Here is a 13,117-nt window from a genome sequence, read left to right as displayed (position 1 = left end):
GCGGGGTGGACACTCATGACGAACAACACCATCACCATCGCGGCGGTCGTCGCACTGGTCATCGCGCTCTTCGCGGTCATCGCGTTCGTGGGCAACCGGATCCGGCGGGTGCCCCCGAACGAGGCGCTCGTCATCGTCGGGCGCGGCGCAGGCAAAGCCGCGGCGACCGAGGGGGGCCAGCGGGTCGTCGTCGGCGGACGCGTCTTCGTGTGGCCCGTGCTGCAGCAGGGCTTCTCCATCTCCCTGGAGCAGCGGCAGATCGGCATCACCGTCGAGGGGGTCGACAAGAACCGCATCAAGATCGCCATCAAGGCGTCGATCAACTTCAAGGTCCGCGGTGACGAGGAGGGCGTGCGTCGCGCCGCCCAGCGGTTCCTGTCCCAGCAGGGCACCCTCACCGAGATCATCAAGGAGTCCCTCGAGGGCTCGCTGCGGTCCATCGTCGGGGACATGACGATCGAGCAGATCATCTCCGACCGCAAGGGACTGTCGGACCGCGTCGTCGACTCCACCAAGACCGACCTCTCGGAGCAGGGCCTGCAGGTCGACCTCCTCAACATCTCCGACATCTCCACCCCCGGGTCGGACTACCTCGCGAACCTCGGCCGCGCCGAGAACGCCCGGGCACGCCAGGTCGCCGAGGTCTCCGAGGCCGAGGCGCAGCGTGCGTCCGAGTTCGCCGTCATCGAGGCGCAGGAGCAGGTCGCGGAGCGCCGCAAGGCCCTCGACCTCAAGCAGGCCACCATCAAGGCACAGACGGACCGTGCGAACGCCGAGGCCGAGGCCGCCGGTCAGCTCGCCCGGGCCGAGCAGGACCGGCTCGTGGCCACGCAGCAGCGCGAGGCTCTCGCCGAGCAGGCGAAGGTGACGGAGGAGGAGCTCGACATCTCCGTGCGCAAGCCCGCCGAGGCCGACGCCTACGCGTCCGTCCAGCGCGCCACCGCGGCGCGCGACGCCGCGAACGCCGCCACCGAGGCGGACGCCTTCAAGCGCACGACCATCGCCGGCGCCAACAAGACCGCTGCCCTCCAGGACGCCGAGGCGGCAGCGGAGGCGGTACGCCGCGCCGGTGAGGCCGAGCGCGACCGTCAGGTCGCCCTGTCCGTCGGTGTGCGCGCCGCGGGTGAGGCCCGCGCTGCGGCCACGGAGGCCGAGGGTCGCGCCGAGGCGGCCGCGCTCGACGCGAAGGCGGAGGCGCTGAAGAAGTACGGCGAGGCCGCCCTCGTCCAGGAGCTCATCGAACGTCTCCCCGAGATCGTGCGGGCCGCGGCCGAGCCGATCGGCAACATCCAGGGCATGACCATCGTCTCCACCGACGGCGCGTCGGCCGTGACCAAGAGCGTCGCGTCCGTGCTCAGCGAGGGCCAGGGCGTCATCAAGCAGCTCACGGGCGTGGACATCAACCAGCTCATCACGAACCTCGCGGGAGCGAGCACCGCGAAAGCTGCCAGTGGCCCGAGCACCGGGGCGGGTGCGTAACCTGTCTGTCGTGACCAGCGACGTCCCCACCCCAGCCCCGTCGGAGCCCGTCCACCTCGTCGTCATGGGGGTCACGGGCTCCGGCAAGTCCACGACGGGCGGCCAGCTCGCGGACCACCTGGGGTGGGCGTTCGTCGACGCCGACGACCTCCACCCGGCCGAGAACGTCTCGAAGATGACCGCCGGGACCCCTCTCACGGACGACGACCGCACGCCGTGGCTCGAGGTCGTGCGCGACTCGATGAGTGTCCTTGCCGACGCGGGAACCTCGAGCGTCATGGCGTGCTCCGCCCTGCGCCGGCGCTACCGCGACATCCTCGCCGGGGCGCGTGGTCGCGTGCGGTTCGTGCACCTCGAGGTCGACAGCGCGCAGATCACCGAGCGGGTGAGCAACCGGCCGGGGCACTTCATGCCCGCGACGCTCGTGCAGTCGCAGCTCGCCACGCTCGAGCCCCTCGAGCCCGACGAGGACGGCGTCGTCGTCCCCGTCACCGGGGACCCCGACGCCGTGCTCGCGGCGGCGCTCGAGGCGCTGGGGCTCTAGGAGCCGTCGCGCAGGTGGGTGAGCGTCTCGGTGGAGAACCGGCACTCGTCGAACCGGACGTGGCACCCGTCACCGGTCGGCGACTGCGCCTCGAAACCGATGCGCGGCGTCGTCCCGGCGGGGGCGTCGAGACGGAACACCCGGACGAGCCGCCACACCGTGCCGTCCTCGGAGGTGTGCAGGGCGAAGACGCCCCCGACCCGGGCGATGCGCAACCACGTGGTCGAGCCGGCGACGACGTCGGAGTTCGTGTCGTCGGACACGTCGCGGTTGACGACGGACACGATCCTCGCGCTGCCGGCCGGGTCGAGCTCGAAGCAGAGCTTGACCCAGTGCCGGTCGTCGAACCACACGAGCAGCACACCGGCGTCGAACGTCGCCGCGAAGTCGACGGTGACCCGGGCGCTGAGCCGGAAGTCCCCCTCCGGGGCGTCGGCCAGCAGGGTGTCGGCGTTGAGGACCGGCGCGCCGCCAGCGGGGTCGATGAAGATGTCGGTCCGCGGGCCGGACGTCGCCGAGACGCTGCCGTCGCTCACCGTCCAGGACGAACCTGGCGACGGCGTGAAGGTCAACGGCACTCCGGGAACGTCGTACGTGCTGGTCATGAGGTCCTCTCGGGGGCGACGGTCGGGCGCGCCGACGTCGGACGGGTGGTGCTCGACTATAGGCACGGCGCCGGGATCACCCGCCCCCGGTGCGCCCTGCCTCGCCAGCCCCGCGCCGCGCGCCCGCGAACAGACAATTCACCCGGTCCGGGGCAAGATCTCACCCCCGCGGGCTGGTGACAGCGCCCTCCGCGGCGCGCTATCGCTGGGCCGCGATTTCCTCGTTACTGTATTTCGCATGCTCACCACGGCCCAGGTCATCCAGCGTCGTCGTTTCGCGCCCTCGCCCTCCGGCGGGTTCGCGGCGCACGAGGTCGACGCGTTCGTCGACCGTGTCCTGGACACGCTCGGGAGCTACGAGCGGACGGGCGCTCCGAACGCCGGGGCCGTCACTGCGGAGGACACCCTCCGGATGGCGTTCACGTCCGTCGCCACCGGGCCCAGCTACGGCTTCCTCGACGTGCAGGACTTCCTCGACTCCGTCCACGACACGCTCGCCGTCCTCGAGTCCCGTGTCGCGCACCCACCGCCGACCCTCACCCTCGTCCGGGCGACGACGGTTCCTGCAGCCGGCGTCCGCACCGGCGGCCCGGACGCCGCAGGCGGGGCAGGGACCGCGGCCGGAGCCTCGACGCAGTCCTGGTCGCCGCAGGTCGAGGTGCCCCGTCCCAGGGCGGTGGGAGACCGGCCCATGCCCACCAACCTCAGCTCCGCGGTGGGGGTGCTGTCCCGCGTGCACGGGCAGGGGACGGCCGGGCCGACGTGGGCACCAGCCCCAGCGCCCGCCCCAGCCGCAGCCGCGCCGGAAAGGGTCCGTGGCATGGACGTCGACGCCCTGATCTTCGAGCTGCAGCGCGCTGCGGCCCAGTCTCGCGCCCGTGGATCCCTGCGCGTCGAGGTCCAGGGCCCGACCGGCGGCGTCCCGGTGCTGCGGGTGGTCGAGGCGACGCCCGGCACGATCACGATCGTCGCCCAGTAGCGCTCGTCGCGCACCGCACGAGCGCCCGCCCGGTCAGGTGACGGTCGTACCGAACACGAGACCGAGCACGTAGGTCACGCCCGCCGCACCGAGCCCGATCGCCAGCTGTCGCAGCGCACGCAGCGCCGGCGACGTCCCGGACAGCACACCCACCGTGGCCCCGGTGATGGACAGCGCCACGCCCACGAGCACCGTCCCGAGGACCATCGCCGTCGTCCCCGGCAGACCCAGCATGAACGGCAGGACCGGGATGAGCGCGCCGGAGGCGAAGAAGCAGAAGCTCGACGCGGCGGCGCCGAGCGCCGTCCCGACCGCCTCGTGCCCCTCCCCGGGGGGCGCGATGACCGTCGCAGAGGTGTACGTCGCCAGGACCGTGTCGGCGAGCTCCTGCGCCTCGGTGGCCGAGTGGCCGCGCGCCCGGTAGACGAGGGCGAGCTCGTTCGCATCGACGTCGAGGTGGCGCAGCGCGGCCGACGCCTCCGGGCTGGGATCGGACGCCTGGATGAGCTCGCGCTGCGAGCGCACCGACACGTACTCCCCCGCAGCCATGGACAGGGCTCCCGCCAGCAGCCCGGCCAGGCCGGAGAGCAGGACCGTGGCGTGCGACACCCCGGACGCACCGACGCCGAGGATGAGCGCGAGGTTCGACACGAGGCCGTCGTTGGCGCCGAAGACGGCGGCACGGAAGGTCCCGGACATCTGCATCCGGCCCCGTGTCGCCAGCGCCCGGATGACCTCGCCGTGGATGCGCTCGTCGGCGGCCATGGTCGCGGTGGCGTCGACGTCGACGTCGTAGGAGGACCGGGCCTCTGCCTGCTGGGCGAGGGCGAGGACGAACACCCCCCCGAGCCGCCGGGCGAGGACCACGAGGATCCGGGTGCGCCAGTGCGCGCGCAGGGGCCGGCCGACGTCGGCGCCGAGCAGCGCCTCCCAGTGCGCCTCGTGGCGCCCTTCGGCATCGGCGAGAGCGATGAGGATCTCGCGCTCCTCGCCCGAGCGGCGCCCGGCGAGCTCGCGGTACACCGCGGCCTCGGCGCGCTCGTCGGCGAGGTTGCGCCGCCACCTGCGGATGTCGCGCCGCGAGCGCGCAGCGGGCGCGACGGCGGCGGAGGGCGTCGCGGGTGGGGTGTTCGGGTCGTTCGTCACACGGACCAGTCTGGCAAGAACGGCGGGACGTGAAGTTCGGGCGCCCGCGACGGACGAGGTGGGGCTCCCGGTCACCGGGGCGCCGATGCGCCGATGTGGCGCGGGACGGGCGCCCGGATAGGGTCGCTCTGACATGCGCCTGCCACTCGTTCTCCCCGTTCAGCCCCTGACCGCCCGACACCGCCTCGCCCTGCTCGTCGTTCTCAGCACCCTGTTCCTGGGTCTCTGTGCGCTCACCGCGGCCTGGGTCGATGCCGACCACGCGCGCAGAGCGCAGGCCGCCGCCGCGGAGGTGGAGCGTCGGCGGCTGACCGAGGAACGCCTGGTGCAGCGCGCGCAGGAGCTCCGCGCCGACCGCGAGCACGCCGCCGCCGAGGCCGAGCGTCTGCTCGCCGAGGAGGAGGCTGCCGCACAGGCCGCAGCCGAGGCAGCCGCCGCTGAGGCGGCCGCAGCAGAAGAGGCAGCCGCGGCTGAGGCAGCAGCGATCGCCGAAGCTCAGGAGGCCGCCGAGGCAGCGGCCGCTCAGGCCGCTGAGGAGGCCCGGCGAGAGGCGGAGCGCACCGTCGCGCAGGAGCAGCCGGCGCCGCCCGTCCCCGCTGCTCCACAGCCTCCGGCCCAGTGCGTCAACGACGCCCCGTCCTCGGGTCAGTCCTTCCACACCTCCGCGCCGTCGGCCGAGGGCGACGGGTCCAACGGCAACATCCCGGCGTCGCAGATGACGCGGCTGTCCTGGGGCCACGACACCGTCGGGACGCCGCAGTACCTCACGACCTCGGCCGCTCAGGCCCTCGACGGGCTCAACGCCGCCTACCAGGCGCGCTTCGGAGAGAGCCTGCACCTCGACCTCACGTACCGCTCGTACGACGAGCAGGTACGGATGCGCGCCGCGCTCGGGTCGATCGCGGCGCAGCCGGGCACCTCCGTGCACGGCACGGGCCGGGCGATCGACGTGCCGGAGTGGTCCTGCTACCGGTTCGGCTCCGAGCGTCGCGACTGGCTCGTCGCGAACGGCCCGTCGTACGGCTGGGTCTCACCCCGGTGGGCCCATGAGGACGGGTCCAACCCGGAGTACTGGCACTACGAGTACGTAGGCTGAGCGATGAGCCTTCACCGTCCATGAGAGGACACCACATGCGTACACCCACCGTCTGGGAGTCGATCGTCGAGTCCAACCCGGAGCACTCCCGCTGGTACATCGAGCGGATGCGCGGGATGGCGAAGCAGGGCGCGGACCTCGCGGGTGAGGCACGCACCGTCGACGCGATACTGGCGCGCGGCTCCCGCGTGCTCGACGCCGGGTGCGGGCCGGGCCGGGTGGGCGCGGCCCTCGCGGAGCGCGGCCACACCGTCGTGGGGGTCGACGTCGACCCCGTGCTCATCGACGCCGCGCGCGAGGACCACCCGGACGAGGAGTGGCTCGTCGGCGACCTCGCCGAGCTCGATCTGCCCGCCCGCGGGGTGCCGGAGCCGTTCGACGTCATCGTCTGCGCCGGGAACGTCATGACGTTCGTCGCCCCGGGGACGCACCAGGAGGTGCTGCGGCGGATGGCCGCGCACCTCGCGCCCGGCGGCCGGGCGGTCATCGGGTTCGGGGCGGGGCGCGGGTACGCGTTCGAGACCTTCCTCGACGACGCGCGAGCGGCAGGGTTCCAGGCGGACGTGCTCTTCTCGACGTGGGACCTGCGGCCGTTCGTGGACGACTCCGACTTCCTCGTCGCGGTGCTCAGCGTCGCGGGGGGCGCGGCCCCGTGACCGACCTCGCGGCGTTCACCCGCGCCGTGCGCGCGTTCTCGGCCGAGCGGGACTGGGAGCAGTTCCAGGACCCCAAGTCCCTGGCCCTCGCCCTCACGGGCGAGGTCGGCGAGGTCGCCGAGCTCCTCCAGTGGGTGCGGGCCGACGAGGTCGTCGAGCGGTTCGCGGATCCGGCGCGACGTGAGCGGATCGGCGACGAGCTCGCGGACGTCCTCATCTACCTCGTCCGGCTCGCCGACGTGCTGGGGGTCGACCTCGGAGCGGCGGGCGAGGCGAAGCTCGCGCGCAACCACGAGCGGTTCCCCGTGGCCGGGGACGCGAGCGTCGTGGGGGTCGCCCCGCACAAGGGGTGACCGCACCCCCGGGTGACCGCTCCCCGGGGTCACTCCCGGGCGTACCGCTCGACGAAGTTGCGCATGATGCGGGCCGGGTGGGTGACGGTCGAGCGCCGCACCTGCTCGATCACCGTGCCCGAGTCCCCGGGCGGGTAGTACCCGGAGTCCTCGTAGATGACGATGCGGTCCACGAGGGTGTCGAGGTCGAGCTCGGGGTGGAACTGCGTCGCGTAGAGGTTCGAGCGGACGCGGAACATCTGGACGGGGCACCCGGGGGACGACGCGAGCAGGACGGCATGCTCGGGCAGCTGCGTGCACGCCTCCTTGTGGCCGACGAACGCCTCGAACGTCGTCGGGAGCCCGGCGAGCAGCGGGTCCGCGCGGCCCTCCTCGGTGAGCGTGACCGGGACCGCGCCGATGCCCTCGCCGTAGGTCGTGTCGACGACGGCTCCCTCGTGGACGCCGAGCGTCCCCACGCCGTAGCAGGCTCCGAGGTAGGGGACGTCCCGCTCGACGACCTCGTCGAGCAGCGCGCCGATCTCGCGCTCGACGCGCAGCTGGACGTCGGACTTGCTCTCCTGCGGGTCGCTCGCCGTGAAGGGGCTCCCGCCGACGATGACGCCGGAGTAGTCATCAAGGTCGATCGGCGGCAGCGGGCCGGCTTCCATGCGCACCCGGTGGAGGTCCTGCGCGTCGAGCCCGCCGCATCGCAGGAACGCGGCGTACTCGCCGTCGGCCGCGGCGTCGTCGGCGCGGGTGGACAGAAGGAGGAAGGGTTTCACGGAGCCATCCTGCGCCGGATCGAGCGGACGCGCCTCCGCGGCGCCCGGGGCCGCTGAGGCGGGCGTCAGGCCCGCAGCACGAGGCCTGCGGCGAGGCCGAGCATGACGATCCCGATGCCGACGTCGAGGATCCGCCACGCCTTCGGCTTGCTGAGGATGCCGGAGAGCGACCTGGCGCCGACGCCCAGCGTCGTGAACCACACGACGCTGCCGGCGAGCGCGCCCGCAGCGAACGTCCAGCGGGCGTCGCCCTGCTCGTTCGCGAGGCTGCCGAGGACGACCGTGTCGAGGTAGGCGTGCGGGTTGAGGAACGTCAGGGCGAGCGTCGTGGTGGCGACGGACCCGCGGGAGCGGGGGGCGTCGTCGGACAGCGTCGCGGGAGTCGCGGCCGAGCGGAACGACCGGATGCCCCACCACGCGAGGTAGGCGGCGCCGCCCCATCGCAGGACGTCCATGAGCCACGGGAACTGCGCGACGAGGGTGCCCATCCCGGCGGTCCCGCCGAGGATGAGGAGCGCGTCGCCCGCCATCGCGAGCGCGACGACGACGCCGATGTGCTCGCGACGCACCCCCTGACGCAGGACGAACGCGTTCTGCGCTCCGATAGCGACGATCAGCACCAGCCCGGTAGCAAGACCGGTTCCCCACACACTCCACATTGGGTCGACGGTAGGCACATGTGCATCTACAGACAAACGCATGAATCTACAGAACCATTAGCATTGCTTCATGAACCTCAGTCACCTCCACGCCCTCGTCGCCATCGTCGACGAAGGCACCTTCGAGGCGGCAGCCGACGCCCTGCGCATCAGCCCCTCGGCGGTGAGCCAGCGCATCAAGGCCCTGGAGTCCGCCGTCGGGCAGGTCGTCGTGCGGCGCGGGACGCCCTGCGAACCGACGGACGCGGGCACCGTCCTCCTGCGGATGGCCAGGCAGCTCCAGGTCCTCGAGGCCGAGACGTGGCACGCGCTCGGGGACGGGATCTCCTCCCGCACCGTCACCCCCGTCGCCGTCAACGCCGACTCCCTCGCCACGTGGTTCGTGCCCGTGCTCGCCGACGCGGCCGGATGGTCGGACACGACGCTCGACCTGCACGTCGAGGACCAGGGACACAGCAGCCGCCTCCTGCGCCAGGGGGACGTCATCGGCGCCGTGACGTCCGACCCCGTCCCCGTCAACGGGTGCAGGGCCGAGCTCCTCGGCCACATGCGCTACCTCCTCGTCGCCGCCCCCGCCCTCCGGGACCGCTTCACCCAGGACGGGACGGTCGACTGGGCGCGCATGCCGACGATCGAGTTCAGCGCCAAGGACGAGCTCCAGGTCGAGGTGCTGCGCGCCCGCGGGGTGACGGACTCCCCGCCGACGCACCGGATCCCCTCCGCGGAAGGGTTCCTCGCGGGCATCCGCGCCGGTCTCGGCTGGGGACTCATCCCCGAGCTGCAGCTCGGGAGCGCGCTCGAGGACGGGTCCCTCGTCGCGCTCGAGGAGGACGGGTACGACCTCGCGCTGCACTGGCAGACGTGGACGCTCGACTCGGAGCGGCTCGACCGCATCACGGCGAGCGTCCGCCACGCAGCCTCTGCCGCGCTCCGAGGCGTCAGCGGGACGAGAACCCCCCGTCGGACGCGATCGTCTGACCGGTGACCCACTCCGACTCGTCGCTGAGCAACCACGCGGCCAGCCGCGCCGTGTCCGTGGGCCGGCTCCACCGGCCGCCAGGACTGAAGGTGGCGACGGCCGCGAGCGTCTCCTCGTCGGCGTAGCCCGTGTCGTTGGGGCCCGGGTTGATGCAGTTGACGGTGATGCGCCTCGGCGCGAGGTGCACCGCGAGGCTCGCCGTGAGCTCGTGGAGAGCGGCCTTCGTCGCGATGTACGGCAGCTCCCCGGGCATGGCTCCCCGGTACTGGCCCGAGGTGAACAGCAGGACCCGGCCACCCGGGCGCGCGTCGTCGTGCTGTGCCGCGAACGCCTGGGTGAGCAGCAACGTCGCGCGGGTGTTCACGGCGTGGCTGAGGTCCAGCTCGGCGGCCGTGAGCTGCTCGAGGGACTGGCTGCTGCTGCGCGCATGGTTGGCCACGACGGCATCGACGTGCCCGAACGCGTCCCGCGCCGCCGCGACGAGGGCCGCGGGCGCCTCCGGCTCGCTGAGGTCGAGGGACACGTGCTCGACGCGCCCGCCCGCCGCCCGCAGCTCCTCGAGGAGCGCCTGCGGCCCGCCGGGGTCGGCTCCCCACGGCTGCTCCTCGTCGTGCGGCTGCCACGAGTGCAGCAGCACCGAGGCGCCGTCCGCGACAGCACGACGGGCGATCGCCGCGCCGATGGCGATGCGCCGGCTCGCACCGGTCACGAGGACCACACGGTCGTGCAACGGGCGGGATGGTGCCGGGGCGTCTGCGGGTGGGTGGGTCATGGCGCCACCCTCCCGCGGGCCCGCCGAGGCGTGCAACTCCTTTGCCCGCTCCCCGGCCGGGTCTCGCCCGGGTCTCTCCCCCGGGTCTCACCCGGCGTGTCTCGCCGGACGCAGCGGGGCCGGATCAGGCCGGCGGGGTGCCGTCCCCGAACGGGCGCCCACCCAAGGACCCACGGCCGTGCGCCGTCGACCACCCGGACAGGTCCGGTCCCTGCGGGACGATGCCGCTCGGGTTGATGTCCCGGTGGACGACGTAGTAGTGCGCCTTGATCTGGTCGAAGTCGACCGTGTCGCCGAACCCGGGGGTCTGGAAGAGGTCGCGGGCGTACGCCCAGAGCACCGGCATCTCCGTGAGCTTCGAGCGGTTGCACTTGAAGTGCCCGTGGTAGACGGCGTCGAACCGCACGAGGGTCGTGAACAGGCGCACGTCCGCCTCGGTGATGGACTCTCCCATGAGGAAGCGCTGGGTCGCGAGCCGCTCCTCGAGCCAGTCGAGTGCGGTGAACAGCCGCGCGTACGCGTCGTCGTACGCCTCCTGCGTGCCCGCGAACCCGCAGCGGTACACGCCGTTGTTGACCTCCGTGTAGATGCGCCGCATGACGGCGTCCATCTCCTCGCGCAGGTGCTCGGGGTAGAGGTCCGGAGCGCCGGGACGGTGGTGCTCGCGCCACTGCGTCGAGAAGTCGAGCGTCATCTGCGCGTAGTCGTTGGTGACGACCTTGCCGGTGGTCGTGTCGACGATCGCCGGGACGGTGATGCCCTTGTCGTAGGCGGGGTCGAACGCGAGGTACGCGTCCTTGAGGCGCGGGATGCCGAGCACCGGGTCCACCCCGCCGGGGTCGAGGTCGAAGGTCCAGCTGTCGGGGTCGTGCGTCGGTCCGGTGAGGCCGAGCGACAGGACGTCCTCGAGCCCGAGGAGGCGCCGGACGATGATGGTGCGGTTGGCCCAGGGGCACGCACGTGCGGCGACGAGCCGGTAGCGCCCCGGCTCGACCGCGAAACCGTCCCGCCCGTCCGCGGTGATGCGCGTCGGGATGTACCGCGTGTCCCGGGAGAACTCACGGCCGGGGATGGAGTAGACGCCATCTTGGTTGCTCATTCAACTAGTCTCCACCCGCCGAGGTGGCACCGCGCGCCAGGCGGACGGCTCACCTGGTGCGCGCGGGCGGAGGGCTCACCGGGCGCGCCCGTCCGAAGGGCTCACCGGGCGCGCCCGTCCGAAGGGCTCACCCGACGCGAGCCCGGGCGATCTAGAGGTCGCGCGGGGGCGGTCCCGTCCATGTCGACCGGGTGGGACCGTCGTCCTCGGCGTCGTCGACGTCGTCGGGAGCCCCCTCCGGGCCGGCCTTGCGCAGGTTGATGATGCTCAGGACGAGTCCGCCCCACACGACGACGATGGCGATGATGAGGAAGGTGATGGCGGTCGGGGTCATGATCGGACGTCCTTCTGGGTACGGAGCGGGCGGCGCGCCGGCCGGGGCACCCCGCCCGGTGGCAGTGCGGGCGACGGCGTGAAGTCGTCGGGGTTCCGACGCCACGGGATCGCCGTCATGGCGAGTGCGAACACGACGAGGAACGCGATGGTGCCCCACCCGAACGTCGTGATGAACCACCGCGGGTACCCCTCGTACCCGTCGACGATCACGGTGTAGATGCTCGAGACGAGCATGTAGCCGATGACGACGGGAGCCACCACACCCACGGCCCACCGCCACCACGCGCCGATCCGCGTCGAGGACACGGAGTTGAGGTGCCACTGGAGCTCGGGCAGGCGCCGCAGGACGAGGCCGACGAGGACGGTGGACAGCACCGCCGACCCGATGACGCCGACCTCGTTGGCCCACTTGTCGACCGTGTCGAGCATCGGCAGGGCCGTCGTCGTCGAGAAGAGCAGCACGGACAGCAGCGCCGCCACCCCGCCCACCCGGAGCGCCGCCGCGCGAGGAGACCACACGAACTTCTCCTGGAACCCGGCAGAGACCACCTGGAGCACCGACAGCAACGACGTGAAGCCCGCGAGGGCGAGCGAGGCGAAGAAGAGGAACCCGAACAGTGGTCCGCCGGGCATCATCGAGATGATCTGCGGGAACGTGATGAAGGACAGCGACGGCCCGGTGAGCCCCTCGAGCTCGGAGACCTGGATGTTCTGCTGGTGCGCCATGAACCCGATGGTCGCGAACACGCCGATGCCGGCGAGGATCTCGAAGGAGGAGTTGGCGAAGCCCACGACGAGGCCCGACGAGGTGAGGTTCGCGCGCCGGCGCAGGTAGGACGAGTACGTGATCATGATGCCGAAGGCGATCGACAACGAGAAGAAGATCTGCGCGAACGCCGCCACCCACACACCCGGGTGCGTCAGCGCTGACCAGTCGGGGGTGAACAACGCGTTGAGACCCTCGGACGCCCCGTCGAGGAACAGTGCCCGCACGACGAGCGCGGTGAAGAGCAGGACGAGGAGCGGCAGGAAGATGACGTTCGCCCGCTCCAGGCCCTTCTGCACCCCGAGCGCGAGGACCACGAGCACCACGACCCACACGCCCACGAGCGGCCCCAGGACCGCAGGCACGAAGTCCAGGCTCACGCCGGGTTCCGCGGCGACCCGGAGGTACTCCCCGGTGAAGAACCCGGCGGGGTCGTCGCCCCAGGAGGTCCGCAACGAGAAGTACATGTAGCTGACGGACCACGCGATGATGGCGGCGTAGTAGAGGACGATGACGAACGCGATGGCGACCTGGAACCACCCGATCGACTCCGCCTTGCGCACGAGCCGGCGGAAGACCGTCGGTGCCGAGCCACGGAAGCGGTGACCCAGCGCGTAGTCGAGCAGCAGGATGGGGATCCCGACGCCGAGGAGTGCGACGAGGTAGGGGATGAGGAACGCTCCCCCGCCGTTCTCGTAGGCGACGCCCGGGAACCGCCAGATGTTGCCGAGCCCGACGGCCGACCCGATCGCCGCGAGGATGAATCCCGTCTGCCCTGACCACTGCTCGCGGCCCGCCCTGGGCTGTCTCGTGGACCTTGTCATCTGCGTGCTCCGGTTCGTGTTCGCCTCGCCCCTCGGGCGCTGACATCGTGATGAACCTAG

The 13,117-nt window shown here is 72.2% G+C and carries 15 protein-coding genes; 7 read left to right on the top strand and 8 right to left on the bottom strand.

From position 1 onward, the window contains the following. Window positions 1-15: 15 nt before the first annotated feature. Both AC54T1_RS04230 and AC54T1_RS04225 read left to right on the top strand, forming a co-directional pair. On the top strand, window positions 16-1,479 hold the full coding sequence (locus tag AC54T1_RS04230) for an SPFH domain-containing protein (protein ID WP_484344083.1): 1,464 nt from the start codon (window positions 16-18) through the stop codon (window positions 1,477-1,479). Between the two features lie 10 nt (window positions 1,480-1,489). Further along, window positions 1,490-2,023, top strand: coding sequence for a gluconokinase (locus AC54T1_RS04225; protein WP_496911155.1), 534 nt, complete (start codon window positions 1,490-1,492; stop codon window positions 2,021-2,023). Here the strand turns inward: AC54T1_RS04225 and AC54T1_RS04220 are convergent. Next, window positions 2,020-2,628, bottom strand: coding sequence for a DUF1349 domain-containing protein (locus tag AC54T1_RS04220; protein ID WP_484344081.1), 609 nt, complete (start codon window positions 2,626-2,628; stop codon window positions 2,020-2,022). The genes AC54T1_RS04225 and AC54T1_RS04220 overlap by 4 nt on opposite strands. Window positions 2,629-2,866: 238 nt before the next feature. Here AC54T1_RS04220 and AC54T1_RS04215 point away from each other — a divergent pair, with 238 nt between their 5' ends. Then, complete coding sequence (locus tag AC54T1_RS04215) at window positions 2,867-3,607, top strand: DivIVA domain-containing protein (protein WP_496911154.1); 741 nt, start codon at window positions 2,867-2,869, stop codon at window positions 3,605-3,607. A gap of 33 nt (window positions 3,608-3,640) precedes the next feature. On the opposite strand, the gene AC54T1_RS04210 is transcribed toward AC54T1_RS04215, so the two are convergent. After that, on the bottom strand, window positions 3,641-4,762 hold the full coding sequence (locus tag AC54T1_RS04210) for a VIT1/CCC1 transporter family protein (RefSeq protein ID WP_496911263.1): 1,122 nt from the start codon (window positions 4,760-4,762) through the stop codon (window positions 3,641-3,643). 124 nt (window positions 4,763-4,886) lie between these two features. Between AC54T1_RS04210 and AC54T1_RS04205 the strand changes: the two genes are divergently transcribed. Genes AC54T1_RS04205 through AC54T1_RS04195 form a run of 3 tightly spaced genes read left to right on the top strand, consistent with a single transcriptional unit; the run spans window position 4,887 to window position 6,858 of the window. Next, window positions 4,887-5,849 (top strand): M15 family metallopeptidase, encoded by a 963-nt coding sequence (locus AC54T1_RS04205; RefSeq protein WP_496911153.1) that lies wholly within the window; start codon window positions 4,887-4,889, stop codon window positions 5,847-5,849. Between the two features lie 35 nt (window positions 5,850-5,884). Continuing rightward, window positions 5,885-6,505: a class I SAM-dependent methyltransferase gene (locus AC54T1_RS04200; RefSeq protein WP_496911152.1), complete on the top strand. Its 621-nt coding sequence runs from the start codon at window positions 5,885-5,887 to the stop codon at window positions 6,503-6,505. After that, window positions 6,502-6,858: a nucleotide pyrophosphohydrolase gene (locus AC54T1_RS04195; protein WP_484344077.1), complete on the top strand. Its 357-nt coding sequence runs from the start codon at window positions 6,502-6,504 to the stop codon at window positions 6,856-6,858. Before AC54T1_RS04200 ends, AC54T1_RS04195 begins: the two co-directional genes overlap by 4 nt. A gap of 29 nt (window positions 6,859-6,887) precedes the next feature. Here AC54T1_RS04195 and AC54T1_RS04190 read toward each other — a convergent pair whose 3' ends face one another. Together AC54T1_RS04190 and AC54T1_RS04185 are read right to left on the bottom strand one after the other, a co-directional pair. Further along, a complete protein-coding gene (locus tag AC54T1_RS04190; protein ID WP_496911151.1) occupies window positions 6,888-7,622 on the bottom strand; it encodes a glutamine amidotransferase in 735 nt (244 codons plus the stop codon). Window positions 7,623-7,687: 65 nt separating this feature from the next. Then, window positions 7,688-8,281 carry a LysE/ArgO family amino acid transporter gene (locus tag AC54T1_RS04185; RefSeq protein ID WP_484344075.1) on the bottom strand — a complete coding sequence of 198 codons (594 nt, stop codon included), beginning with the start codon at window positions 8,279-8,281 and terminating at the stop codon, window positions 7,688-7,690. Window positions 8,282-8,351: 70 nt separating this feature from the next. Between AC54T1_RS04185 and AC54T1_RS04180 the strand changes: the two genes are divergently transcribed. Then, window positions 8,352-9,266, top strand: coding sequence for a LysR family transcriptional regulator ArgP (locus tag AC54T1_RS04180; protein ID WP_496911150.1), 915 nt, complete (start codon window positions 8,352-8,354; stop codon window positions 9,264-9,266). Here AC54T1_RS04180 and AC54T1_RS04175 read toward each other — a convergent pair. The 4 genes from AC54T1_RS04175 to AC54T1_RS04160 all read right to left on the bottom strand — a co-directional run bounded on the left by AC54T1_RS04175 (window position 9,220) and on the right by AC54T1_RS04160 (window position 13,057). After that, the gene (locus tag AC54T1_RS04175; RefSeq protein ID WP_496911149.1) at window positions 9,220-10,032 is read right to left on the bottom strand and encodes an SDR family oxidoreductase; all 813 of its coding nucleotides are present in this window, start codon (window positions 10,030-10,032) and stop codon (window positions 9,220-9,222) included. The two genes, AC54T1_RS04180 and AC54T1_RS04175, sit on opposite strands and share 47 nt — an antisense overlap. A 124-nt stretch (window positions 10,033-10,156) precedes the next feature. Further along, window positions 10,157-11,131, bottom strand: a complete 975-nt coding sequence (locus AC54T1_RS04170) for a glutathione S-transferase family protein (protein ID WP_496911148.1) — start codon at window positions 11,129-11,131, stop codon at window positions 10,157-10,159. Window positions 11,132-11,282: 151 nt separating this feature from the next. Then, window positions 11,283-11,465, bottom strand: coding sequence for a methionine/alanine import family NSS transporter small subunit (locus tag AC54T1_RS04165; RefSeq protein ID WP_484344071.1), 183 nt, complete (start codon window positions 11,463-11,465; stop codon window positions 11,283-11,285). Beyond that, window positions 11,462-13,057, bottom strand: coding sequence for a sodium-dependent transporter (locus tag AC54T1_RS04160; protein WP_484344070.1), 1,596 nt, complete (start codon window positions 13,055-13,057; stop codon window positions 11,462-11,464). Before AC54T1_RS04160 ends, AC54T1_RS04165 begins: the two co-directional genes overlap by 4 nt. Window positions 13,058-13,117 lie beyond the last annotated feature (60 nt).

The sequence above is a fragment of the Sanguibacter sp. Z41_6 genome, assembly GCF_059621145.1.
This window is presented reverse-complemented; position numbering and strand designations above follow the sequence as displayed.